General features: G+C 61.7%; 25 protein-coding genes and 1 pseudogene. 11 read left to right on the top strand and 15 right to left on the bottom strand.

The window, feature by feature from the left end:
- Positions 1 to 5: 5 nt before the first annotated feature.
- Positions 6 to 1,418, top strand: coding sequence for a polysaccharide pyruvyl transferase family protein (locus tag ABQM86_RS20500; protein ID WP_369745443.1), 1,413 nt, complete (start codon positions 6 to 8; stop codon positions 1,416 to 1,418).
- A gap of 78 nt (positions 1,419 to 1,496) precedes the next feature.
- On the opposite strand, the gene ABQM86_RS20495 is transcribed toward ABQM86_RS20500, so the two are convergent.
- Together ABQM86_RS20495 and ABQM86_RS20490 are read right to left on the bottom strand one after the other, a co-directional pair.
- Positions 1,497 to 2,195: a FadR/GntR family transcriptional regulator gene (locus ABQM86_RS20495; protein WP_369745442.1), complete on the bottom strand. Its 699-nt coding sequence runs from the start codon at positions 2,193 to 2,195 to the stop codon at positions 1,497 to 1,499.
- The gene (locus ABQM86_RS20490) at positions 2,192 to 3,055 is read right to left on the bottom strand and encodes an SDR family NAD(P)-dependent oxidoreductase (protein ID WP_369745441.1); all 864 of its coding nucleotides are present in this window, start codon (positions 3,053 to 3,055) and stop codon (positions 2,192 to 2,194) included. Before ABQM86_RS20490 ends, ABQM86_RS20495 begins: the two co-directional genes overlap by 4 nt.
- Positions 3,056 to 3,107: 52 nt before the next feature.
- Between ABQM86_RS20490 and ABQM86_RS20485 the strand changes: the two genes are divergently transcribed.
- Complete coding sequence (locus ABQM86_RS20485) at positions 3,108 to 3,833, top strand: SDR family oxidoreductase (protein WP_369745440.1); 726 nt, start codon at positions 3,108 to 3,110, stop codon at positions 3,831 to 3,833.
- A gap of 79 nt (positions 3,834 to 3,912) precedes the next feature.
- Here the strand turns inward: ABQM86_RS20485 and ABQM86_RS20480 are convergent, their stop codons facing one another.
- The 3 genes from ABQM86_RS20480 to mmsA all read right to left on the bottom strand — a co-directional run bounded on the left by ABQM86_RS20480 (position 3,913) and on the right by mmsA (position 8,013).
- Positions 3,913 to 5,019 carry a substrate-binding domain-containing protein gene (locus ABQM86_RS20480; RefSeq protein WP_369745439.1) on the bottom strand — a complete coding sequence of 369 codons (1,107 nt, stop codon included), beginning with the start codon at positions 5,017 to 5,019 and terminating at the stop codon, positions 3,913 to 3,915.
- 91 nt (positions 5,020 to 5,110) lie between these two features.
- Positions 5,111 to 6,463 (bottom strand): multiple monosaccharide ABC transporter permease, encoded by a 1,353-nt coding sequence (gene mmsB, locus ABQM86_RS20475; RefSeq protein ID WP_369745438.1) that lies wholly within the window; start codon positions 6,461 to 6,463, stop codon positions 5,111 to 5,113.
- A complete protein-coding gene (gene mmsA / locus ABQM86_RS20470) occupies positions 6,463 to 8,013 on the bottom strand; it encodes a multiple monosaccharide ABC transporter ATP-binding protein (protein WP_280624610.1) in 1,551 nt (516 codons plus the stop codon). The genes mmsB and mmsA overlap by 1 nt, the downstream gene beginning before the upstream one ends.
- Positions 8,014 to 8,285: 272 nt before the next feature.
- On the opposite strand from mmsA, the gene ABQM86_RS20465 reads away from it, so the two are divergent.
- Positions 8,286 to 9,026 (top strand): GntR family transcriptional regulator, encoded by a 741-nt coding sequence (locus ABQM86_RS20465; protein WP_280624608.1) that lies wholly within the window; start codon positions 8,286 to 8,288, stop codon positions 9,024 to 9,026.
- 30 nt (positions 9,027 to 9,056) lie between these two features.
- Here the strand turns inward: ABQM86_RS20465 and ABQM86_RS20460 are convergent, their stop codons facing one another.
- From ABQM86_RS20460 to ABQM86_RS20450, 3 genes are read right to left on the bottom strand one after another with little or no spacing between them, the layout of a single operon-like run.
- On the bottom strand, positions 9,057 to 9,974 hold the full coding sequence (locus ABQM86_RS20460; RefSeq protein WP_369745437.1) for an ROK family protein: 918 nt from the start codon (positions 9,972 to 9,974) through the stop codon (positions 9,057 to 9,059).
- Positions 9,971 to 10,534, bottom strand: coding sequence for a bifunctional 4-hydroxy-2-oxoglutarate aldolase/2-dehydro-3-deoxy-phosphogluconate aldolase (locus ABQM86_RS20455; protein WP_280624602.1), 564 nt, complete (start codon positions 10,532 to 10,534; stop codon positions 9,971 to 9,973). Before ABQM86_RS20455 ends, ABQM86_RS20460 begins: the two co-directional genes overlap by 4 nt.
- 47 nt (positions 10,535 to 10,581) lie before the next feature.
- Positions 10,582 to 11,346: an SDR family NAD(P)-dependent oxidoreductase gene (locus ABQM86_RS20450; protein WP_280624601.1), complete on the bottom strand. Its 765-nt coding sequence runs from the start codon at positions 11,344 to 11,346 to the stop codon at positions 10,582 to 10,584.
- Between the two features lie 131 nt (positions 11,347 to 11,477).
- Between ABQM86_RS20450 and ABQM86_RS20445 the strand changes: the two genes are divergently transcribed.
- The 6 genes from ABQM86_RS20445 (at position 11,478) to ABQM86_RS20420 (ending at position 16,638) form a co-directional block, all read left to right on the top strand.
- On the top strand, positions 11,478 to 12,842 hold the full coding sequence (locus ABQM86_RS20445) for an FAD-dependent oxidoreductase (RefSeq protein ID WP_369745436.1): 1,365 nt from the start codon (positions 11,478 to 11,480) through the stop codon (positions 12,840 to 12,842).
- Between the two features lie 2 nt (positions 12,843 to 12,844).
- Positions 12,845 to 13,867, top strand: coding sequence for a hypothetical protein (locus ABQM86_RS20440; protein ID WP_280624598.1), 1,023 nt, complete (start codon positions 12,845 to 12,847; stop codon positions 13,865 to 13,867).
- Positions 13,868 to 13,963: 96 nt separating this feature from the next.
- Complete coding sequence (locus tag ABQM86_RS20435) at positions 13,964 to 14,758, top strand: sugar isomerase domain-containing protein (protein ID WP_157731945.1); 795 nt, start codon at positions 13,964 to 13,966, stop codon at positions 14,756 to 14,758.
- A gap of 78 nt (positions 14,759 to 14,836) precedes the next feature.
- A complete protein-coding gene (locus ABQM86_RS20430; protein WP_369745435.1) occupies positions 14,837 to 15,526 on the top strand; it encodes an HAD-IA family hydrolase in 690 nt (229 codons plus the stop codon).
- Positions 15,511 to 16,359: a hypothetical protein gene (locus ABQM86_RS20425; protein WP_369745434.1), complete on the top strand. Its 849-nt coding sequence runs from the start codon at positions 15,511 to 15,513 to the stop codon at positions 16,357 to 16,359. The genes ABQM86_RS20430 and ABQM86_RS20425 overlap by 16 nt, the downstream gene beginning before the upstream one ends.
- Positions 16,360 to 16,497: 138 nt before the next feature.
- Positions 16,498 to 16,638 (top strand): hypothetical protein, encoded by a 141-nt coding sequence (locus ABQM86_RS20420; protein WP_280624589.1) that lies wholly within the window; start codon positions 16,498 to 16,500, stop codon positions 16,636 to 16,638.
- A 161-nt stretch (positions 16,639 to 16,799) separates the two neighbouring features.
- Here the strand turns inward: ABQM86_RS20420 and ABQM86_RS20415 are convergent, their stop codons facing one another.
- Positions 16,800 to 17,057, bottom strand: a complete 258-nt coding sequence (locus ABQM86_RS20415; RefSeq protein WP_280624587.1) for a hypothetical protein — start codon at positions 17,055 to 17,057, stop codon at positions 16,800 to 16,802.
- Between the two features lie 42 nt (positions 17,058 to 17,099).
- Positions 17,100 to 18,026: an NAD(P)/FAD-dependent oxidoreductase gene (locus tag ABQM86_RS20410; protein WP_369745433.1), complete on the bottom strand. Its 927-nt coding sequence runs from the start codon at positions 18,024 to 18,026 to the stop codon at positions 17,100 to 17,102.
- Positions 18,027 to 18,103: 77 nt separating this feature from the next.
- Between ABQM86_RS20410 and ABQM86_RS20405 the strand changes: the two genes are divergently transcribed.
- Positions 18,104 to 18,700 (top strand): helix-turn-helix domain-containing protein, encoded by a 597-nt coding sequence (locus tag ABQM86_RS20405; RefSeq protein WP_369745432.1) that lies wholly within the window; start codon positions 18,104 to 18,106, stop codon positions 18,698 to 18,700.
- Here ABQM86_RS20405 and ABQM86_RS20400 read toward each other — a convergent pair.
- Complete coding sequence (locus ABQM86_RS20400; RefSeq protein ID WP_369745431.1) at positions 18,697 to 19,140, bottom strand: FCD domain-containing protein; 444 nt, start codon at positions 19,138 to 19,140, stop codon at positions 18,697 to 18,699. The two genes, ABQM86_RS20405 and ABQM86_RS20400, sit on opposite strands and share 4 nt — an antisense overlap.
- Here ABQM86_RS20400 and ABQM86_RS20395 point away from each other — a divergent pair.
- Positions 19,110 to 20,004: pseudogene (locus tag ABQM86_RS20395) on the top strand (heterodisulfide reductase-related iron-sulfur binding cluster); the annotation flags it as partial. The gene ABQM86_RS20400 and the pseudogene ABQM86_RS20395 sit on opposite strands and share 31 nt — an antisense overlap.
- A gap of 36 nt (positions 20,005 to 20,040) precedes the next feature.
- Here the strand turns inward: ABQM86_RS20395 and ABQM86_RS20390 are convergent.
- From ABQM86_RS20390 to ABQM86_RS20375, 4 genes are read right to left on the bottom strand one after another with little or no spacing between them, the layout of a single operon-like run.
- Entirely contained in the window at positions 20,041 to 21,150 is a 1,110-nt protein-coding gene (locus ABQM86_RS20390; protein ID WP_369745430.1) for a Gfo/Idh/MocA family protein, read from the bottom strand.
- Positions 21,147 to 22,259: a Gfo/Idh/MocA family protein gene (locus ABQM86_RS20385; RefSeq protein WP_369745429.1), complete on the bottom strand. Its 1,113-nt coding sequence runs from the start codon at positions 22,257 to 22,259 to the stop codon at positions 21,147 to 21,149. The genes ABQM86_RS20390 and ABQM86_RS20385 overlap by 4 nt, the downstream gene beginning before the upstream one ends.
- On the bottom strand, positions 22,234 to 23,133 hold the full coding sequence (locus ABQM86_RS20380) for a YhfZ family protein (RefSeq protein WP_089596711.1): 900 nt from the start codon (positions 23,131 to 23,133) through the stop codon (positions 22,234 to 22,236). Before ABQM86_RS20380 ends, ABQM86_RS20385 begins: the two co-directional genes overlap by 26 nt.
- A gap of 23 nt (positions 23,134 to 23,156) precedes the next feature.
- A complete protein-coding gene (locus ABQM86_RS20375) occupies positions 23,157 to 23,969 on the bottom strand; it encodes a sugar phosphate isomerase/epimerase family protein (protein WP_369745428.1) in 813 nt (270 codons plus the stop codon).
- Positions 23,970 to 23,971 lie beyond the last annotated feature (2 nt).

The raw sequence follows: 23,971 nt of genomic DNA, 5'->3' as shown, positions 1-23,971 counted from the left end.
GGTTGATGGCCCGGATTGTTCCGGGATGCAGGGGATTTGCGGTGCCAACAATGATGCTAGCCCTTGATTTTGCGTTAAATCAATGCCAATCTAGAACTTACTCACCCCTTGCCGTTGAATATTGGAGAACCATGCCGGCCCACAGTTCGTCATTTCCAAACACGTTGGAAGCAGCCCTTGATGCGGACGGAACGCAGTCGCAGCACAGCGCTTCCACCCCGGGGCGCCACCTGATCCTGAGGTCCGGGTGGCAAATCGAAAACATCGGCGATGTCGCCCACACCCCCGGCGCATTGGCTTTGCTGGAACAATATCTGCCCGAGGTCGAGGTTACTTTCTGGCCCTTCTATTCGGTCTTGCCCCAGTTCGAAATCGACATGTTGATGAAGCGTTTCCCGCGCTTAAACATTGTCCAAGGTTCCTTGGATGAGCGAGGCGTCGCCTCCACTCCCGAGCTGGAAGCGGCCATCGCGTCTGCAGACTTCATGCTGCACAATTCCGGCCCGTTCGGACTTGCCTGGAAAGACCTGGTTGCCTTCCGGGAGCGGACCGGCAATCCCTTCGGGTTCTACGGCATCACTTATGGACACTGGGTCTTTGGCAATGCAGAAAGGGAGGCCCTCAGTAACGCGGAGTTCGTGTACTTCAGGGATTCCGTGTCCCTTGAAAGGGCGCTCCAGGACGGCGTCAGCGCCCCGGTCATGGAATATTCCCCGGACGTAGTGTTTGCACTGGATATTGCCGACGACGAGGCTGCCGAGCGCCTGATGAAAAAGTATGGCCTGGTGGAGGGGAACTTCATGTGCTGTTTTCCGAAGCAACGCTTCACGCCCACCTGGCTTCATAAAGCGAAGAACCGCCCGTTTGATTCCCGCCTTCATCAGCGCAACGAAGAGATGAAGGAACACGACCACATCCCGTTGCGGGAGGCGATTACCGCCGTCGTGCGTGAAACAGGCATGAAAGTCCTGATCTGCAATGAGGACGAGACGGAATTGCCCATCGGCAAGACCTGGGTTCTGGACCATCTCCCCGAGGACGTGAAAGAAAATGTCGCTTGGCTTGATCGCACGTGGTTGCTGGAAGAAGCAGTAGGAGTCTACAAGCGGTCGGCGGGGCTGTTCAGCAACGAGATGCACAGTCCCATCATGGCGATCGCCAATGGTGTGCCGGCGATCGTGAATCGCTGGGTTGAGCAGAGCAGCAAGGGCCGGATGTGGGAAGACATCGGCCTGGATGACTGGCTGTTCAACTTCGATGACGACAAGGACGTTGCACGCTTCCCCGGGGTAGTCCTTGAAATGGCTAAGGAACCGGAGAAGGCTCGGCTGAAGGCCGTTGCCGCCAGGGATGTGGCTCGACGCCGGCTTGAGGAGACAATCGCTGTGGTCAGCGAACGCAGTGGGCTGAAGTCATAGTTCGGCTCTTGCCGAAGGCAAAGTCCGGCGGTTGCCGGCCCTGCTGGGCCAATAAGGCCTCAGGGACGGCAACCGCCGTCACGACGCTTCCTCAGCGCTCCTCATCAGGAGAGACCTCATGACAGCGAAGGCCTCGTCAGGCGCCCGCCGCTGCACCGCCGCTGCCGCATCGGCGTGCAGCTGCAGCGCGATGGGGTGAGGATGCCCGGGACCTAGTCCGCGGGCATGCCAACCTTCCAGGAATTCGCTGATGATGGCTTCGAGCTGGGCAAACATAGGGTTGCCTGACGCGGCGAGGATCAGTGCGTGGAACTGGAGATCGAGCTCGTGGAAGGCGTTGTGGTTGTTCTCCTCGCTCGCTGCCCACATCCTGCCGGCTATTCCCACCAACTCGGCGGCCTGGCTGGCGGACGCCTGCAGGGCTGCCAGTCGTGCAGCTTCAGGCTCAATAGCGAGACGGAGGCCGATCAGGGCATCCAGCTGCGCCTGACGCTCGGGGGACTGCATGCGCCACCGGATGACCCTGGGTTCGAACTGGTTCCATTGGCTGGACTCGAGCACCATGATGCCAACCCTGCGTTTGGAAACGAGGAGTTGCATGGACTCCAGGACGCGGACGGTTTCCCTGACGACTGATCGCGAGACGCCATGGGTGCGTTCGAGTTCTTCCAGGGTCAACGTGCTCCCCGGTGCCCGTTCTCCGGAGCAGATCTCCATTCCGAGCCGGTCGAGCAGTTGATTGTGCAGTCCCGGCGCCGTGCGCGGGTGTTGATTCATGCGATGCTCGACGGCGTAACTTGGGTTGCGCTGGTGTTCTCGGCCCCCGCAGCGGTTGCCATAGCTTCGTAGGCCTTCGCTGGAATTTGGGTAGCCAGCTTGCCGCCACTGACATCAATCAATGTTCCGGTGATGTAGCGGGAAGCGTCGCTGGCCAGGAACAGGAGGAGATCGGCTACTTCCGCGGCTTCTCCCCATTTCCGTAGTGTCAGCGTGCCGAGCAGACGGTCTTGTGCCTCTTTCGGCATCTCCGCAAAGCCGTTCATGCCGGTGGGGATCATTCCCGGAGCATAGGCGTTGACCGTCACGTTCCAGGGCCCAAGTTCTCCTGCGAGTACCTTGGTGAACTGCACGACGGCGGCCTTGGAAGCCGCGTAGGCGGCGCTGCCTATGCTGGGAACGATTGCGGCGAATGATGCCGCGTTGATTACCCGGCCATGGTTGCTTTCCTTGACGTAGGGAATAGCTGCTTTGCATACGCGGACGACGCCAGTGACGTTGACATCGAAGCAGCGCTGCCAGGCGGAATCTTCGAGTTCTTCGACCGTTCCTTCCACATTGATGCCTGCGTTGTTAATGAGGACGTCGATGCCTCCGAAATGATCCGCGACCGCCGTAACTGCCGCGCGCACAGACTCTTGGTTGGTGACATCGCAGGAAAGCCCGATCGCTTCGGCGCCGCCCGCCCGGAGTTCTTCCGCCAGATTTTCGACGCCGTCGTGAAAGACATCCAGGGCTGCCACCTTGGCGCCATGACGGGCAAACGTCTCTGCGATGACGCGGCCGATCCCGCTTGCCGCACCGGTCACGATCACCACGCGGCCCCGGAGGCCCCACTGTACTGCCTGGTCAATAGTCATACGATTAGATTACACTCAGATTAAAGATCATACTATTGATGCGGAGTAAGTTATGGGCGCGCGCAAGGTCCTTTGGGTCATCGGAGGCGGCAGCGGCATGGGCCGCGCTGCTGCGAAGGTGGCGGCGGAAGCCGGCTGGCACGTAGCAGTAACCGGCCGTCGCCCGGACGCCCTAGCAGAGACAGTAGGTCATATCGTCAAAGCCGGCGGTGACGGCCTCGAAGTGCCGGCGGACGCAAACGAAGCGGGTTCCCTGGAGGAGGCCCACTCAAGGATCGTGACGCAATGGGGTCCCGTGACCGCCGTCGTTCTTGCTGCCGGCCTGAACACTCCGGACCGAACCTGGGCCGATCAGAACATTGAAGAATTCGCATCGATCGTAGAGACCAATCTGACCAGCGTCGCCCGGGCAATCCATCTGGTCCTTCCAGGGATGAGACGCGCGGGCGAAGGCAACATTGTGGTCGTTTCTTCCCGCGCTGCCTGGCGGTTCTCGCCTGGTTCGGGGGTGGCCTACATGACGAGCAAGACCGGCCTGTCGGCGCTGGTGGCGTCCCTCAATGACCAAGAGGGAGTCAATGGCGTCAAGGCCTGCCATCTCTGCCCCGGCGACGTCGACACTGACTTCCTGTCCATGAGACCGGAGGTGCCGGACGAGAATCAGCGTGCCAGAATGCTCAGCGCCGAGGATATTGCCCGCTCCGTTCAATTCATCCTTGATAGCCCACGCCACGTCCGGATCGACGAGTTGGCCATAAGTCCCATAGGTCAGAAGTAAGCAGAAGAAGCCCGTCGCGCTTGCAAGGCCGGCACCCACCATAGGGCGCCGGCCTTGCAATTGACTACGGGCTCATTGACTACTTGGTCAAGGGAGCCAGTGAGGGATTGGCTGCATAGGCCTCTGCCGCGTCCTCCTTTGTTACGATGACGGGCTCCAGAAGATAAGACTCGAGTACCTTGGCACCATTGTTGTAGGACTTGGTGTCATTGAGCTCCGGGGCCTCGCCCTTCTGCAGGGACTGGGTCATTTTGATGACCTGGGCCACCAAGAGGCGTGTGTCCTTGTATATGGTGGAGTACTGCTCTCCGGCCATGATGGACTTCACGGATTCAGCCTCGGAGTCTTGTCCTGTAACCACCGGAATCGGCTTGCCTGCGGCCTTGACTGAGGTAAGGATGGCACGCGCCAGCGTGTCATTGGGGGACAGGACGCCGTCGAGCTCTTTTGAACCGTAGGTGCCGGTGAGCAGCGAGTCCATGCGGCTTTGGGCGTTCTCGGCCTTCCAGCCCGCCGTTGAGGTCTGCTTGATGTCTTTCTGACCGGACCCGACGATGATCGTCCCGTCTGCGATGAGCGGTGTCAGAACGCTCATCGCGCCGTCAAAGAAGACGGCGGAGTTGGCGTCGTCGGGAGAACCCGAGAACAACTCGATGGTGTACGGGCCTGAGGGCTTCTTGGCCTTCAACGCCTCCATCAGTGACTCGGCCTGAAGCTGGCCGACCTTCTTGGCGTCGAAGCCAACGTAGTAGTCCACGTCCGGGGTGTTGGTAATGATGCGGTCATAGGCGATGACCTTGGCGCCGGCGTCGCGGGCCGCCTTGAGTTGGGTGGCGAGCTGACCGGCGTCGGCGGCTCCGACAACAATAACCTTGGCACCTTTGGTGACCATGGCATTGATTTGGTCCTGTTGGTCTTTGACGGTGGTGCTGGCCCCGGCGTACTGGACATCACCTTTGAACCCTGCGTCTTTAAGCCCGTTAGAGAACAGGTCACCGGCCAGGACCCAGTTCTCCGAGGTCTTCGAGGGCAATGCCACACCAATGGTGGAATCGGCTGCAAAGCCGGATGCCGCTGAAGCGTTACCTGCCTCGGTTCGGCTGCTGCTGCCTCCGCAACCGGTGAGGGCCAGAACAGAAGCCGCAGCCAGTGCGGTGGTCGCGAGAAGAGCTTTTCTTATCGTCATTGATTCATTTCTTTCTCTGGGGATATCTAAGGCGTATGCCTCGTTGTGGGGATATTCGTTGGGGTGGTCCGGGGAAAGGGGGTCGGGTGAGTCAGCGGTTCTGTTCGCCGGCCGGAACCGGCCGCGGCACTTCTTCCGTGATGGTTGGCTCGGGTGCCGGAACCGTGTTTGGGGAGTGCAGGTCCTGAGGCGGCTTGCGCTTCTTCGTGAAGAAGCCGATAACTGACGGGCGGCCCTGGGTCTTGTTCCAGACGTCCAGTCCCACGGCCACCAGAAGCACGATTCCCTTGATGACCTGCACACGGTCCGCGCCGACACCGAGCAACTGGAGTCCGTTGTTCAGGACGGCCATGATGAGGCCTCCGATGATCGAACCAGCGACGGTTCCGATGCCACCGGCCACTGCCGCTCCGCCGATGAATACTGCGGCGATGGCGTCCAGTTCCCAGCCGAGGCCGTCCTGGGGTCCGGAGGCTGCCGACCTGGCCACGAAAATCATGCCGGCGAGTCCGGCAAGAATGGACATGTTCATCATGACCAGGAAGTCGATGCGGCGGGATTTGACGCCGGAGAGCTCGGCAGCGTGCTTGTTCCCGCCCACTGCGTAGATGTGGCGGCCGGTGATGGTGTCTGTGGCGATGAACGAGTAGAACAGGACCAGCACGCCCAAAATGACGCCGGAGATGGGGAAGCTGGTGCCTACACGACCGCCGGCGAACAGGATGGTGGCGTAGAGAACCACGCCGGCCAGGACGATCACCTTCACGGCACTGACCCACAGTGGAGCTTCAGCTGAGCCCATGGCCGCCTGCTTCTTGCGGGTCCGCCATTCGGCCACGACCACTGCGACTGCCAGTACAGCACCCAACAGCAGCGTGAGATTGTTGTAGCCGGTATCCGGGCCGATTTCCGGGAAGTACCCTGCCCCGATGAACGTGAATTCACCAGGCACAGGAACGGTGTTCGCATTACCGATCATTTGGTTGCCGCCGCGGAAAATCAACATGCCTGCCAAGGTCACGATGAAGGCCGGCACTCCCACATAAGCCACCCACCAGCCCTGCCAGGCACCGATAAGTGCTGCAACTACAAGTCCCAGGATGAAAGCCAGCGGCCAAGGAAGGCTCCACTGCTGCATTGCGGTGGCGACGACGATCCCGGTGAAAGCAGCGACAGAGCCGACCGAAAGATCGATGTGTCCAGCGATGATGACCAGAACCATGCCGATGGCGAGGATCAGGATGTAGGAGTACTGGCTGACCAGGTTGATCAGGTTCCCCGACGACAGAGTCAGACCGTCCGTGAGGACCTGGAACAGGACAACAATGGCGATGAGGCTGAAAAGGATGCCGAATTGGCGGACGTTGGATTGTCCGGATCCGAAAACCTTGGTGATGTCCTTTAAGGAGTTGCGTGATCTTGGGGCGCTGGTTTGTGTGCTCATTACGTCGTGACTTTCTTCCTCATTGAAGTCATGCTCTTCATTAGGGTTTCCGGGTTGGCTTCGGCCGCCGGGATGCAGTTGGTGATGGAACCTTCAAACAGGGTGTAGATCCTGTCCGAGACACCCAGGAGTTCAGGCAGTTCGGAGGAGATCATGATGACGCCCTTGCCCTGGTTGGCGAGGTTGCGGATGATCGTGTAGATCTCTGCCTTGGCGCCGACGTCGATGCCGCGTGTTGGTTCGTCAAGAATCAGCAGATCGGGGTCACTGAACATCCACTTGGCCAGGACAACCTTTTGTTGATTCCCTCCGGAAAGTTTCCCGACGCCTTCGTGGACCGTGGGTGCCTTGATGCGCAGGGTCTGGCGGTATTCCTCGGCGATCTTGAATTCATCCACGTCATTGACCACCTGGCCCCGTGAGATCTTGCCCAGTTTGGCTGAGACGACCGAGCGTTTGATGTCATCGAGCAGGTTAAGCCCCAGGGCTTTGCGGTCTTCGCTGACGTACGCAAGTCCGTGGCTGATGGCTTCACTAACTGTTCGCAGCTGGATTTCCTTGCCGTCCTTGATCACCTGCCCGGAAATGAAGTTCCCGTAAGACCGGCCAAAGAGGCTCATCGCGAGCTCGGTGCGGCCAGCACCCATGAGCCCGGCGAATCCCACCACCTCGCCGCGCCTCACAGTGAAGCTGGAACCCTTCACTACCAGTCGTTCCGGCACTTGGGGGTGCTGCACCGTCCAATTCCGCACCTCGAAAAGCACCTTGCCAATCTTGGGGTGCCGGTCCGGGAAACGGTTCTCGAGTGTCCGCCCCACCATGCCCCGGATGATGCGGTCCTCATTGACCCCGTCAGCCTTCACATCCAGGGTCTCGATCGCCTTGCCGTCCCGGATGATGGTGATGGAGTCGGCGATCTGTTCGATTTCATTGAGCTTGTGGGAAATGATGATGGAGCTGACGCCCTTGCTTTTCAGGCCCAGGATGAGGTCAAGAAGGTGTTGGGAGTCCGTTTCATTCAAGGCGGCTGTGGGCTCGTCCAAAATGAGGAGCTTGACCGACTTGTTCAAGGCTTTGGCGATCTCCACGAGCTGTTGCTTACCTACGCCGAGGTGCTTGACCTGGGTATCGGGGTTGTCCGAGAGGCCCACGCGGGCGAGGAGTTCAACGGAGCGCTTTCTGGCCTCGATCCAGTCGATCCGCCGTCCTCTCAAGGGCTCGTTGCCGAGGAAAATGTTCTCGGTGATTGACATTTCCGGGATGAGCGCCAACTCCTGGTGAATGATGACGATCCCGGCATGCTCGCTGGAACGGATGTCCTTGAAACGGCATTCCTCGTTCCGGAACACTATCTCGCCCGTGTAAGACCCGTAGGGATAAACGCCCGACAACACCTTCATCAAGGTGGACTTGCCGGCACCGTTCTCTCCGCAAATTGCGTGAATCTCATCGGCGCCCACTGTGAGGGAAACGCCGTCGAGAGCCTTAACCCCGGGGAATTCTTTGGTGATGGAGCGCATCTCAAGGATGGCCGGGTGAGCCGATGTCATGCTTGCCACCCCGGCGACGAGACACAGGGGTAGTCAGTGCCGGAAATGAATGAATACATGTGGCGACTTCCTTGTCGTTTGGAGGAGGACGGCGAATTCTTTGGGGCGATGTCCTCGCTGTTGTTGGCGAATCAGGCTGTTGTACCTTTCACCATGAAAGGTATGTACCTTAGAAAGTAAATGTATAGGGTGCTTGAGCGATGTTGTCTACTATAGGCTGGAGTGCATGGAAGTACAACCCTCTGTCAGGAGCTCCCGGATGAGTGATCGGAATGACTGATCAGGCCGTTCAAGCCTTGTATATGGAGATCGAGCAGTGGCTCCGCGCCAAGGTCATGGCGGGTCGGGAGGGTGATCCCTTGCCGTCCGAAGCCGAGCTTGCCACCCAGTTTGGAGTGAGCCGGATGACCTCCAGGCAAGCCATGCAGAACCTGGCGGCGGAAGGTCTGGTTCGGCGAAAGCGCGGATCAGGAACATACATCGCTCCGCGGCCGATGCACCGCCATGCGGGTCCACTCATGAACTTCACCTCGGACATGCACCGCCGAGGACTGACGGCGTCGTCGCAATTGATGTCAGCGGAACTCCGCGAGGCAACGGCTGCCGAGCTGGATGCCTTGCGCCAGGAACCAAAAAGTCGCGTGGTGGCCATTCACCGGCTCCGCCTCGCGGATGGAACTCCGATGGCGATTGAGACCACCAGCCTCACGCCCGACTGTGCTTCGGTTCTGGCTGAGGATCTTGAAACCGGCTCCTTGCATGATGCTTTGCGGAGTCTTGGGCGTCAGCCGACCACCGCCTTGTCCTGGATCAGCGCCCGTACCGCGTCTCCTGCGGAAGCGAACCTGCTCAATCTTCCGCCTAAGTCACCGGTACTTGTTGAACGCCGGATTATTTCTGACCAAAACGAGAAACCGCTTGAATTCACCACGACGATTTACCACCCTGAGCGTTACGTCATTGATGCGGTGTTCACGCTCGCACCCGCGCCGGAGGCGGACGAGGCTAAGTAGGGCCCGTCCGGCCCTCCGGCGCACGCCGGATCAAAGCTGGGTGCCGGCTCCCATAAGGGCGGCCCCGATGGCTCCGGCGTGCCTGCCGAGGGATGCGGGAACCACGTGAATGTCCGTGCCCGGTGCCACGCGGATGCGGCGGCGGATCTCTGCTTCCAGGGGGGCTATAAGCTGTTTTCCCGCCCCGGCGACGCCACCGCCGATAACAAAAGTGTCCGGTGCCAATGTGATGAAGACGTTCGCCAGGCCTGCGCCAAGGGCTTTGATGGCCCGGTCTATGGCAACCTGTGCTCGGGTGTCACCAGTGGCGGCTGCAGCGAAGACGGCCTGCACGGACTCTTGTCCGCCGGCCGTCGAGATCGCTGCGGAACTCGCAAAGGACTCAACGCATCCATTGTTGCCGCATCCACAGGGCGGTCCATCCAGTTCAACCGTGAGGTGGCCGAGCTCGCCCGCGGAGCCGAGCCCCTTCCATACTTTGCCGCGATGTACAACGCCGCCGCCGACGCCGGTACCCAGCACCACGCATACGACGGTTTCCAGGCCGGCTGCAGAGCCCACTACGGATTCGGCCAGGCTGAATGCCTTGGCGTCATTGACCAAGGCAATTTTCTGGCCCAAGTTGCCTTCCACTTCCTGCCGAAAGGGGAAGCCCTTCCAGGAGATCGGGAAGTTGGGTAGCAGCGTAGGGGTTCCTGCGGCCTCGTCAAACATGCCCGGAATGCCCACACCCACGGAAGCGATCGGTCCGTATTGGGTCCGCAGTTGAGTGGTGATCCTGGCGAGTTCCCCCACCACTAAGCCCGGTTCCCGTGACTGGTCCAGGTGGAAGAGATCGGTATTCACGGTCTCCGGAGGGGCTGAACCGTCAATACGCAGCAATGCTGTCTTTACGGAGCTGCCACCTATGTCCAACCCCAACGCCAAATGCCCAACAGAAGTACTCACTGAGATCTTGCCACCGCCTTCTTCAACGCTTCCCAACGTACAGGGATCTCGTGCGGCGGGGCTCCAGTCAACCAGCCCCCTACCCCGGCGGCTACTGCACCGGCGTCGATAAAACCACGCACGTTCTCAGCAGTCATACCGCCCGTAGGCATCAACGGAATATGTCCCAGAGGGCCGCGCAATTCCCGAATGAGCTGTGGTCCTGCCACTGAGGCGGGAAAAACCTTCACTGCGGCCGCCCCCGCATTCCACGCCCTGACTATTTCGGTGGGAGTCAGCGCGCCGGGGGAGACCGGTATGCCTTGGGCGGACGCCCATCCCACCAGGTCTTCGTCAAGGTAGGGCGACACCAGAAATTCCGCGCCGGCATCAAGGGCGGCGGCCGCTTGCTCCTTGTCCAGGACAGTGCCGGCTCCGACTGTGGCTCCGGCGTTGCGGAGCTTGGTGATGTCTGCCACGGCGGTTTCCGAGTCCATGGTGATTTCAAAGACGACATCCCGGGGGGTCTGCGACAAGGACATCAGGGATTGGAGTGTCTGGTTGCCAAGGCGACGGGCCACAATGACGAGTCTGGACTCTGTGACTGCTCGGGGAAGAGTAGGCCGGCTCATGAGGTGGAAGTCACCGCCCAACCACCATCGACGGCAAGGACCTGGCCGGTGACCCCATCAGCGTCGACGAACCAGCACAATGCTTTGGCGATCTGCCCGGCGGTCAACATCCCCGGGGCTACGGGCTGCTTGCGTTCGGCGAAGCTGACGATCGCGGGGTCTTCTGCTGCCCTGGCGGCCATGGGAGTTCGTACGAGTCCGGGGGCAACACAGTTCACGCGCACCTTGTCCTTGGCGTAGGCCGCGGCGAGAGGAACCGTCCAGCCTGTGATGGAGGCTTTGGCCGCGGCGTACCCGTGGGTGGTGAAGTTGTCCGGTTGGGGCGAGGTGGCCAGGACACTTGAGGTCATGACCAGGGAACCGCCGTTGCCTTGCATGTGGCGGATGGCTTCGCGTGCTGTCAGGAACATGGTGGTGAGATTCAAGCTGATCGAGGCGTTCCACGCATCCAGGGTCATTTCGTGCAGCCAGCCGTCACCGAATCGACGTGCACTGCCGCCGGCAACGGCGACGACGGCATCAATGCCGCCCATTTTTTGCGCCGCTGCCGCGAAGGCGGCCACTGTGGCCTCTTCATCCCGCAGGTCCGCCGCGTACCATCCGGCGCTCCCCGCACCGAGGCTGTTCGCCAAGGCGGCACACGACTTGGGGTCGCGGGAAATGACAAAAACTGCATCTCCCGCCTCCGCTAGTTGCCGGGCTGCCGCGGCGGCTATGCCCGAGGCTCCCGTAATGACTACGGATCGGCCGGTTCCATCCATTTCGCATCTCCTCAAATTTGACAGTGCACGTGCTGGAAAATGCTTATCAATCAACCTAGGCATTGGCCAACAACCAGTGTCATAGTAGTATATACAAATACCAACAAGTTCGTAACTACTTGAGGAGACATGTGGCAACCCCCGCAACCGCTTGGTCCGCCGCCGTTCCGTCCATCGGCCACTTCGGCGTCGTCGTGGTCGGCTCCGGTTCGGCTGGCTCCACCGCAGCCATCGCTGCATCCCGTCAGGGAGCCCGCGTGCTGCTCATCGAAAAGCTTCCCTTCCTGGGAGGCAACAGCACCGCCGTGCTGGATACCTTCTACGGCTTTTACTCACCGGGCTCGCGCCCGTTCCGGGTGGTGGACTCCATTCCCGGCGAGGTCGTCGAGAAGCTGCGTACGCTCGGCCCGGTCATTGAACGGCCCAACACCTACGGCGCCGGAACAGGCGTCACCTACAATGCAGACCACTTGAAGGTGGCCTGGGAGGATCTGGTCACGAGTGCCGGAACGCGGGTCCTCCTGCACAGCTTTGTGCAGGAGGTTAAGGTCAGCGACGGTCGGGTCACGGACCTGTTGCTCGCGACCAAGGCCGGTTTGCGGCAAGTCTCCGCAACGACGTTCGTTGACGCCTCCGGCGATGGGGACCTTAGCCACTTCGCCGGTTTCGGGTACGAGGTTGCCGGTGAGATCGCTCCGGCTCAGACCCTGACCACAACGTTCCGGATGATCAACGTCGATCACGCCGCCCGCAAAAAGCTGACGAAGGAAGACCTGCGGGAGCTCATGCTGGCTGCCTCAGCTGAAGGCTACCTCCTTCCCAGGACTGACGGCAGCGACCACATCACACCCATCGAGGGCATGACGGCAACAGTTATGACCCGCCTCGATTCGGCCACCCGCGACGCCGATGGGACGCTGCAGACCGTGTTGGACCCGGAGAACCTCACCAAGGCCGAGATGGCAGGTCGGCGCCAGGTTCTGGAGTACGCCCGCTTCCTGACCGACAAGGTAGCCGGGTATGAAAATTCGTCCCTGGTGGGTCTCAGCACCCAGATCGGCCTGCGCGAAACCCGCCGGATCTATGGTGACTACCGCGTCACCCGCGAGGACGTTCTGGGTGCCAACCAGTTCGACGATCAAATCGCCCTGTGCGCGGCACCCATCGAGGATCACCACTCGGGAGATGGAACCGCGTGGGCGTACCTCCCGGAGGGAAGTGCCGCGGGTATTCCCCTGCGGTCCCTGATCGTCAGGGACGCGCAAAACGTCATGGTCGCCGGACGATGCTTCTCGGCAACTCATGATGCCCAAGCCAGCATCCGTTCCATGGCCCAGACGATGGCCATGGGCCAGGCCGCCGGAACAGCGGCTGCCATGGCCGCGGCCGCCGCAGGGGGACTCGTCCGCGACGTGCCCGCCACCGCGATTCGTGAAACGTTGCGGGCTGCCGGCGCCATCCTCGAAGTGCAGCTCCAACCACAATCGGCGCGCTGACCATGATGCAACCACATAAAGCAGGATTCATCCGCACCGTTCTGGGGGACCGGGAAGAACTACCAGCGGGTTCGGTCTTCGGACATGAACACCTGATCATCGACTCCCCTCTGATCCATGACAGGTTTCCCCATATTCACCTTTACGACGTCGACACGGCAGTTGATGAGGTGAGCGCATGCCGCGATGCCGGCGCAGCCCTCATGGTCGACGCCATGCCGGTCGCCGCAGGAAGGGACGCGATCAGGCTGGCTGAGATCTCCCGGCGAACCGGGGTGGACATCATTTCCGCCACCGGGCTGCACCACGACCGCTACTACGGGCCCCTTCACTGGAGCAACCGGGTGGATATGGACGACCTGGTCAAATTGTTCGTTGCCGACCTCGTGGAAGGAATCGACGAATTCGACTACACGGGACCTGTAGTCCGACGCAGTGCCTACAAGGCGGGCATCGTGAAGGTAGCCACCAGTGGGCAGACGCCGGATCAGCGGGACCTCCGCAATCTGGAAGCGGCAGCCCACGCGAGCAACCTCACTGGGGCGCCGATCCTCACGCATTGCGAGGGTGGGCTGGGAGGGCTCGCCCAGGTGGAGTTCCTCCTTGCCATGGGCGTCCGGCCCGGCTCGATCATTCTCAGCCACGTGGATAAGAGCCACGCTCTGAACTACCTGAAGGAGTTGGCGTCCAGTGGCGTCATCCTGGAGTTGGACCAGGGACTGCGGCAGCGGGAGCGCGGACTGTCCTCCGTCACCGTCTGCGCGGTCTACTCCCTGGTGGAGGAGGGCTTCGGGCATCAAATCATCGTGGGCACCGACGGCGCACGGCGGGACCTTTGGGCATCACTGGGCGGAGCGCCTGGCCTTTCCTGGCTGGCAAGCGAGTTTCCGGTCCTCCTGAAGTCCGCTGGCCTCACCGACAATGCGATCCAGGACATCATGCGCAATAACGCGATCAGTGCTTTGTCTTGGAGGCCACCTGCCTCGGAGCGTGCAGGCGACTTCGCGGAAGAACTGACCCGTTGACCATCGGCTGCGGGATGCTTCCCGCGGCCCCACTACTACCTCAGCTGTATCGGAACCGCTGGTATGGCTAATGACAAATGTGAAAGGACCAATCTCATGAGTTGGATCGCGGAAGCCCGCAACGTCCTCGACCGCATCGAGGCGACGCAAACCGAGGCCCTCGAGACCGCTGCGGCCATTGCAGCGGAGGCCATTGGTGGCGGCGGAGTCGTCCACACTTTCGGCACGGGACACTCTCGTATTCCTGTCGAGGAAATGTTTCCCCGCTACGGTTCATACCCCGGCTGGCACCCGATTGCAGAGCTGTCGATGACATTCCACACTGAAATCGCAGGGGCCAACGGGCAGCGGCAGGCCATGTTCATTGAACGTGTTCCGGGGCTGGCAGAAGTGATCTTCTCCAACTTCAAGCTCCGTCCCACCGATGCCATCCTGATCTTCAGCGCGACGGGCCGCAACGCGGTCCCGGTCGAGACTGCCATGATCGCCAAAAAGGCCGGCCTGAAAGTCATTGCCGTCACCTCCATCAGTGAGGCGCGATCGGTTCCCCCGACGCACGCCTCAGGCACCATCCTGGCCGACCATGCCGACGTCGTCATCGATATTTGCACGCCCCTGGGCGACGCAGCCGTCACCATCGATGGCTGGGCCAACAAGGTAGGCCCGGTCAGCAGCATCTCCAACATTGCGATCGTCAACACCCTCAAGGTCCTTACTGCGCAAAAGCTCGCGGATCAGGGAATCGAGCTGCCCGTCCTCACGGGTGCCCAGATCGTCGGCGCCGAACAATCCCACCACTTGTTCGAAAGCGCCTACTTGGAACACGCCCGTCGCAAAGCCGACGTGCTCCGCGTCAGTGAGGAATTGGTTGCCACTGCCGACCAGAGCTGACCACCAGATGCGCCGCGGGGGCCAGGACAAGCTGTTCCGGTCCCCGGGCTGCGGGCCATCCCGGAACGGATAAAGGGCATGATCACCACAACAATTCCTGCCGTACAAGCGGTTCTTTTCGACATGGACGGTACCCTGATCGACTCCACCGCCAACAGCCATCATTGTTGGTCCCGGTGGGCTGACCGGCGAGGTATTGCGGACCGGTCCTTCCAGGAGTGGTACGAAGGCATCCCCGCACGCCAAATAGTGGAAGCACTTGTCCCGGCGGTGGAAGTGGACGCCGCACTGGCGGAAATCGTTCGGATTGAGGCGACGGAAACCCACGGCATCACTGCGTTTCCCGGCGTGCCCGGACTCCTGGCCAGCATCCCTGATACCCGGAAAGCAATCGTCACCTCCAGTGTCAGGACCGTCGCCGCCGCCCGGCTGGACGCCGCGGGCATCATCGCGCCTACCGTGCTGGTCACTGCCGGCGAAACGAGCCGCGGGAAGCCGGACCCGGCACCTTTTCTCCTGGGGGCCCAAAGATTGAAAGTGGACCCGAGGAAGGTTGTTGTTTTTGAAGATGCCCCCGCGGGAATCGCCGCTGCACGTGCAGCAGGATCATTCGTCGTTGCCATCGAAGGAACACGGCGCGCGCCGCTGACCTCGCCGAAGCGGATCTGGTCATCAGCGGGCTCGACGCCGTTCGGGTGGAGGTCATCGACGGCGGCCTTCAGTTCTACGTCCGAGCAGCCTGAAAGGCGCCGATGCAGATCCGTATAGGCAATGATCAGCTCAGTGCAGTCATCGACAGCACCGGTTCAGAGCTCATTTCCCTTCAAAGTCGAGAGCAGGAACTGCTCTGGGAGGCAGGGCCCGAATGGGCTCGCCACGCCCCTATTCTCTGCCCGGTCATCGGCCGGGTTGCAGAGGATGTCATCCGGCACAACGGCCTACGCTACCCAGTGACCCAGCACGGCTTCGTCCGGGACAGCGGCTTCACAGTGGTCCGGTCCGCTCCGGACTCCACCCACCTGCGCCTGGACCACCATCCGGAGGACGCTACAGGGTTTCCGTTTCCCTTCGCGCTGGAAACACAGTGGCATGTTGCGGCCAGGCAACTGACCGTGACGTTCATCCTCACGAATTCCGGCCATTCCCCCCTGCCGGCCTCGCTGGGCTGGCACCCCGCATTTGGCTGGAAAAGGGATGAGGATTTGGACTTGGTTTTTGAACGTCCCGAAACGGGCTCTACCCGGAGGGTCAACAGCGAAGTGCACCTCACGCATGAACGCTATGACTCTCCGCTCAAAGGCAATTCCCTGAGGTTGACGGAGGAACTGCTGAGCGAAGGGGCATTGATCTTCGAGTCACTGAACAGCCGCACCGTCAGGCTGGTCTCCTCCGATGGTCCGGTACTCAGCATGGCTTTCCGGGGATTTCCCCATTTGGCGGTATGGAAAAAGCCCGGGGCGGATTTCGTTTGCCTGGAACCGTGGTCGGACCTGCCGCATGAAGAGGGAGAACGGCGCGAACTCTCTTCGGTCCCGACTGAACTGCTGATGCCGGGAGCAAGCAAAGAGCATTCGTGCCGTTTACGCATCCACGGCAAGTAGCAGTTTAGCCGGCACCACCCCGATACGACTTCTCAGCGAAGATGCCGCCCTGCCAGTCGGCGCCGGGCTCGGCGTCGTCGTCGGGTATCTCATGGCGATGGTGTCCCGGGACCCTTCCCGGCAGGGACCGCGAACCACATGACTCTCTCCGCCGGAGTGGCTTCCCAAGCTCCTCATGCGGCCCCGGCCATGACGCTCGTCAAGTACCTCGCGTCCCGAACCGCCCTTCGCGCCTACCAAGGGGTAGGCCTTGAAGCTGTGGGAACGGGTAGCGGGTAAATCATCGGTGCAGCTTGCCAGATTTCCAAGGACGCGCGACGCCCCTTGGACTCGACCTCCCTGCACACGGTGGGCTAGTGGCCGGCGCCCGGGAGCGGGTCAGAGTGCAAGGCGGTGCGGGCACTTGTCTCCCGCACCCGCACCGCCGTCGGCCTTCACCGTTATTGCTTGGCTGATGAACGTCGGGTCATCAGCCGAACCCGGGCGCGGTGCAGCTGTGGCATGAGGCCGTAGATCACGATCGGCACCGCAATGGTGGCGAGGATGAAAGTACGGAGGACGGGAGTCAGCGTCCCAAGCCATTCGCCGAGCACCAGGTTGATGACCACCAGGGTCGGAAACACGGCAAGCCAGATCATGATGGCGAGTTGGTGCTTGGTGGGAGGCGGGACTTTTGCGGAGGTGGTGGGGTTGGTCATGAGTACTCCTGGGTTGTGTGGTGATGAGGGGGCGGTAGAGGGTCAGTGGCCAAGGGCGAAGGCGTCCACGGCGATCCGAATGTCCTCGGCAACGAGGTCGGCGTTGATGGCGATGGCCGAGGCGGAGCCTTCACCCGCGGCGGTAATGACTTGGGCTCGTGGGTTGGCCACGTTTCCGGCCACCCAAACTCCTGGAACGGACGTCAGCCCTTGGGAATCCTTGACGGGCCAACCGTCGCCGTCTGTTTCGCAGCCGAGGCGAAGCAGCAGATGGTTGTTGGGTACAAACCGTGGGGGCACGAACAAGGCGGTACGGGGGATGACGCGCCCGTCTTCCATGCGAACTCCGCTGAGGTGGTTCTCCACCAGGACACGTTCCGGCGTGCCTTCCACGATGCCGATGGACCTGGCGACGAGTTGGGATCGCTGATCAATCGAAAGACTATCAGTCGGCGTGAACAGCACAACGTCGTCGCTCCACTGACGAACGATCTGCGCATAACGGACTGCGTCCGGCGATCCGCCTATAACGCCCAAGGCTTGGTCGCGAACCTCGTATCCATGGCAGTAGGGGCAGTGCAGAACATCACGGGCCCACCGATCCTGAAGCCCCGGTATGTCCGGCAGTTCATCGATGAGACCCGTCGCGATCAGCAGCCTCCGGGCGGTCATCCGCCGGCCGTCGGCGAGCAGGACCGAGAAGGATGACTTTCCGCACTGCACGAGGTCGCTCACCGTGGCGTTGAGGATTTCGCCCCCATACGCCTCCACCTCGTTCCGACCGGTGGCCAGCAGTTCGCCCGGTGGCATGCCGTCTCGGGACAGGAAGCCATGCAGATGCGCGGCCGGGGCGTTGCGCGGTTCCCCGGTATCCATGACCAGGACACGTCGGCGTGCCCGGGATAGGACCAGCGCCGCGGCCAGGCCGGCGGGTCCTCCGCCGACAATAATGACCTCGTAGTTGCTCATGCCTTCAAGGCTGTCCGGGCTTCCCGGTTTCGACAACAAACGTTGCTGTTTCCGGGAATCCCGCGTTGGATTGGGCTATGGACCCTACTGCAGCAGTGATCGCGTCAGCCTTGGATCAGGTGGGTCCCAGGCTGAAACGGTTGCGTAACCAGCGACAGGTAACTCTGACCAGCCTTGCAGCTGCGACCGGCATCTCCAAAAGCACCTTGTCCCGCCTGGAGACCGGTCAACGCCGCCCCAGCCTGGAACTGCTCCTTCCGCTGGCGCAGGCCTACAACGTCCCTTTGGATGATCTAGTGGGTGCTCCGGAAGTCGGCGATCCCCGGACTCGTCTTAAACCACGGGTGGCGAACGGGCGGACAGTTGTTCCGCTGACCAGGCACCCCGGAGGCGTCCAGGCGTGGAAGATCGTGATCCCCGCTTCCAAGAAGGAGCCCGAACTCAAGACCCATGAGGGCTATGAGTGGCTTTATGTCCTGTCCGGGCGTATGCGCCTTGTCCTTGGAGACAATGACCTGACGCTTGGGCCGGGCGAGGTGGCTGAGTTCGACACCCGCGTCCCGCACTGGTTCGGCAGTACGGGAGGGCATGGGGCTGAAGTTCTGAGCCTCTTCGGGCAGCAGGGGGAGCGGCTGCATGTCAGGGCCAAGTCCAGTAAGGAGTACAAGCACTAGCCTGCGGCGGGTTGCCCTTCCATGGCTTCGGCCAGACGGTCCCGGGCACGGCCCAGATGCTCATCCAGCAGCCCAGCAGCGGCGTCGGGCTCCCCGGCTTCAATCAACTCAAGGATTTTCTGGTGTTCTGCGTGAATCAAGGAAGTATCCAAGAGGTTCAGGGTCTGTACCCGGACCATGCATAGCCGGACCTCGCCCACCAGGGAACGGTACATCCGGCTGATACGTTCGTTTCCCACTGCGTCAATCAAACTCGTATGGAAGCGCATGTCGGGCTCCACCACGTCCAAAGGGGTGCCGCTCTGCAGCGCGGCGATGTCGCGGTTGGCCTGGACGGCAGCCTCGGGCACTTTTTTCCGGAGGGCAAGTTTTTCCGGAGGGCAAGCCGCCGCTTGCAGGATTGCTGCGCGCCAGTGCAGCCCGGGGCGTGTCGCTGACATTCAGGTCCGGAGGAATCAAGCCACCCAATACAGCGGCGCGGGCTGTCCTGGGGGCCAGATGCTGTACCCCTGTACTCCACGGAGCTTCCAGACGGAGGTTCACCGCGGAAACGCCCTGCTCCTTCGGGGCATGTTGATGCCGTCTATTTCCCTTCCTGCGTCAACACCATGTTCGGTCCGGCAGGGGCATTACCTGAAGCCGGCGGACGCGGCGTGCAGTGCAGCTTTGAACAACTGTCTGCCCGGGCAGGGCTAACGCTCCTGGTTCCACAAGGTATTGACGGCCTGTGCTGCGGGACGCCATGGTCCTCCAAAGGGATGGCTGACGGCCAGGAAACCATGGAAGCGAAAACAGTTGCAGCGCTCCGGCACGCCACCCGTGACGGCGAGTTGCCCATCGTCTGCGACGCCTCGTCCTGCACGGAGGGCCTCCGCCATGCCGTGGAATCCGACGTCCCCGCCGAGGGTCAGCTTCCCCTGCGCATCGTTGACGCCGTGGACTTCGCCGCAGAACGGATACTGCCCCTGCTGCCCGAGCACGGAAAACTTCAAACACTGGTGCTGCATCCCACCTGCTCATCAACGCGGATGGGACTCAATGATGCGCTGGGCGTGGTTGCCGGTGCAGTGGCGGAACGCGTGGACATTCCCGGGAACTGGGGTTGTTGTGCGTTTGCCGGTGACAGGGGCATGTTGCATCCGGAACTGACGGCGTCGGCAACAGCGCGTCAGGCCGCGGACGTAGCGGACCTGAACGCTGCTGCCCACGCCTCCTGCAACAGAACCTGTGAGCTCGGCATGACACGGGCAACAGGTTCCCGAAACCGGCACGTACTGGAGCTCCTTAAAGAGGTCACCCGTTAAGGGGCTTGGTGCTGGCAAGCCACGCCGGCGGAAACCTCAATTTGCGTGACGAGCATCGACGGTGGCCGGGTCAACCGGCACATGCGTGCGGGCCGAATGCAGGGCAGCAAAGCAGAGCCGCAAGCCGGCAAGGGAAGTCTCCGCAGAGTTTCGAGCGGAACGGCCCGTCTCCACAGCGTCCATCAGTTCGGCCATGGTGCCGCGCATTCCGTTGCTCCACCAGTCTCCCTGGAGATCAATGGCTGAGGAGCCGTCTTGGCGCGTCAAGGTCACCACCTCGCCGCCAAGGCTGTGCCCCTCATGTGCAACGGTGCCCTCCGTGCCTTCGATACGGTACATGCCCTTTTCCGCCAGCGGGGCCGAAGCCCGGAAGGAGATAGTGGCGCGCGCCGCCGCGTACTCAATAACGACGTCGGCATCTGTTGCTACCGGAACCTTCGCACCGCGGCGATGGCCAACACTGGCATAAACGCGCTGGGCGTCGCCTGCTTTGCTCATCAGCTGGGCCACAACATCGAACCAGTGGATCCCGAAGTCATAGAGGATCAAATCCTCCATGGTGGAAAAGTGGGGATCATGTTCGAAAGCCTGATCATGCGGCCAATAAACAGTGAAGTCAGCCGACGTCGGTTCGCCCACAGCACCATCGGACACCAAAGCCAGGGCGGCGGCGAAATGCGGCGCCCACCGGCCATTATGGTTGACCGCGAGGGTCCTGCCGGTCGTCCGCGCTTCCTCGACAAGGCGCTCGCCGTCGGCGATGCTGCTGACGAACGGCTTTTGGCTCAGCACGTGCTTGCCGGCCCGCAGCGCCCGGCGGATGAGTTCCGGGCGGCCGGGAACGTGGGTGGCGATGTCCACAATGTCCACGGCCGGATCCGAAAGGACGTTTTCGACGTCGGTGGTCACCCGGGACTGCGGGGCATACGCTTCTCGCCGGGCTTCTGCCTTGGCGAGGGTGCGGTCACACAGGACCACGACGTCGAACCCCGCCTCTTGGTATGCGGCCAGTTGCGCTTCGCTGATGAAGCCGCAGCCTATCAGCCCAACTCCGTGCCCCGCGGTCCGGGGAACAGGGGGGAGGTACCGGGCTGCCGAGGTGAAGGCTTCCGCGCTGTTGGTGGTTGCAGTGCTGTTGGTGGTCACAGTGTGTCCAATCGAACCGGCGTCTGATCAGCCGCGCTTTGAGCAGCTGCTTCGACAATCAGGTGGCCCGCCATGCTGACTTCCAGCGACACCGGGCCCTCCAGAGGCAGCCCGTGATCCAATGCGTGGATCAGGTTGGGCACTCCGCCGGTATCACCCGGTGCAAGCTCGTCCACCGGAATGGCCTGTCCCTCAGGATGCGCGTTGTCCTGAACCTGGACGGCTTCGGCGTAGTCGAAACTGGCGATGGTTCCGGCGCTGCCGACGATCACGAAGCCGCAGCGTGGATAGGGCTGGTGGGTCCACGGGTCGGTGAAAGTGCCCCAACGGGTCTGGAAGGTGGACAAGCCTGAGCGATAGGAAGCAATCACCACCGACTGTTCGTCCACCTCATCCCCGGGGCTGATGTGGGTGCGGGCCGTAACATCCGTGGGAAGTTCGCCGTCACGGAACCAGGTAGCAAGAGTAGCGCCGTAGCCGAGGTAATCACGCAGGGAACCACCGCCTTCAGCGGCCGAGTACCACCACGTTGAAGCTTTCGCATTGGCGACCTCTGCGTCGTCCACCTCATGCTTGCCATGGGTGTGGAACAAAGGGCCCCTGTTGCCGTCGTAGTAATGCACTTCGAGAACGGAACCGATCACGCCTTCGCTGATAAGGCGCCGCGCTGTTCTGTGGACGGGGTACCACGCCAGCGGCCAATTGACCCCCACCAGGACGCCCGGAGCCGAGGCTGCCGCACCCACGATTGCCCTGGCGTCGTTCACGGTGGACGCCAAGGGCTTCTCGAGGAGCACGTGGATCCCCCGCTCCACAAAGTAGTCCACGTACCGGCGATGGTCCGCCGTTGTGGAGCAGACCACGGCGATCTGCGGAGCTGTCTCTGCGATGAGGGCGTCCAGGTCACCGTATTGAAGGTGGGGCGGGACCTCGAGTTCCGCGCACACCTGCTGCATTCGGTCCGGGTTGCTGTCCCAGGCTCCCACCAACAGGGCGCGGGGATGGTCTTTGATAACGCTGATCTGATCGCCGGCGTGCATATGGTCGAATCCGACCACGGCGATGCGCCAGGGATCGATCTGCTTAGAACTGGGGGATGCGGCGTCCATCCATGACTTCCTTTTGAATTGTTTCCAAGGTTGCGGGGTCGAAGAGCCCCGTGATGATTCCGCCCACAGCCGCATCATGGCTGCCCCAGATGATCGAAGCCCTATCGAGGGCTTCATTGTCCGAGGTGGGCGGGTGTTGCAAGGCGTGGATCCGGATGCCGGCGGCCACCAGCAGCGGGCTGGAATTTGATTGATGCCAGACTGCGGCGTCAAAGTTTCCGTTGACTACTGATTCGGGAATGAAGGCATAGGGAGTATCAACCATCTCAGCGTTGGGAAACTCACGCTGCGTGAGGGTCACATGGTCAGTGGAGTTTCGGTCCACGGGAACCCGGGCAGGGATCCCCACCTCCTGGCCCGTGCGGGTGATCACCACCACGGACTGTTTACGGTAGAAGGTGTGGGGGCCCAAGGTAAGGCTGGTGGTCTGCTCGCCGATGGAATGGGCGACGGCGGCCGACGCCACTGTGAAATCCACCCGCTTGCTTTCCAGGAAGCGAAGACGCACCGCGCTGCCTTGCCGGAAGAGAAGCTGAAGAGGTATGCCTGCGCGCTCGGCCGCCTCGCTCAATCCGGTGGCAAGGCCGGTGAACTCGCGGGTGTCGGGCAGCGGCAGGACTCCGGTCAGGATGCCGCGGCCACTTGCAGCCCAAAGGTCAGGAAGAACCTTGGCCGTCAGGCGCCTCCCCGAGCTCCCGTGTGAGGAGGTCTGGATGGCGCCTGACAGTTCAAGGGTTCGCAGCGCTGCCTGTACAGTTCCCGCCCCGGTGCCGGCCATGCGGGCCAGCTCCGCAGTGGTCGGAACCTGTGCGCCCAGCGGCAGCGAGAGCGCCGCGTTGGCCAGGACGCTGACAGCGTCAATCGATTTCCCCATTGTTCTCCTGGTTCCTGCCTGGTTCAGCTAGTCCAAGCGAGAACCCGGCGCTTGCTCTCAATGACCTCCGGAGTGGGGTCGTAGGTGTCGGGCTCGTGCTCGATGCTAACCGGGCCGTTGTAGCCCATGGCGGCCATTTCCTTCAAGCAACCCTCAATGGGAACCACTCCGTCGCCCAGTGCGCACGACTCGTGAGCGCCCTCGGCCTTGATGTCCTTGAGATGGACGTGCTTCACCGTAGCACCCAGTTCGCGGATGGCGTCGGCAGCGCTGTAGCCCTGGGTACCCCACCAGCCGGTGTCCACTGCCGTGCCCAGCACATCCTGGTCATCGCCGATTTTCTCAAGAACTTCTGCGGGAGTTTTCTCCGGGTGGTTCTCTATGGCAAGAATGCGGCCGGAGCCGCGCAGGATCTCCAGCGTGGCATGGCGGTCCGTGGTCAAAGCCTCGCACATTCCACCAAGGATGGTGGTTTCCAAGGCCACGGCAACGCGGCAAGCGCGCTGGAAGTCATCGGGTGTTTTTCCAAAGGTTCCAGCGTAGCTGGCGACCCCAACGCCCCGAGCGTCCAGCACGCGGCGGGCAGCGGCGAGATGGGCTTCAGTGGCCCAGGTCCAGTTCAGCTGGCCCGTCCACACATCGATGGTCTTGAAGCCCGCATCAACCGCGACGTCGACGAAGGCCTCAAAGCGCTCTTCGAACGTTTCGATCGGCCGGTAGTAGGCGTTGGCGGCGTCGTCGCCCTGCATCCAGCCTTCGGTCATGTTCCAGCCAAGCTGTTGGGCAACGAGGTTGGCGCCCATGTAGGACAGCTCGTATGTTTGTGTGCTTGCCATGT

Source organism: Paenarthrobacter sp. AMU7 (assembly GCF_041200195.1).
GTDB lineage: Bacteria > Actinomycetota > Actinomycetes > Actinomycetales > Micrococcaceae > Arthrobacter.
The sequence above is the reverse complement of the archived record's forward strand: the minus strand, read 5'-3'. Positions and strand labels throughout refer to the sequence as shown.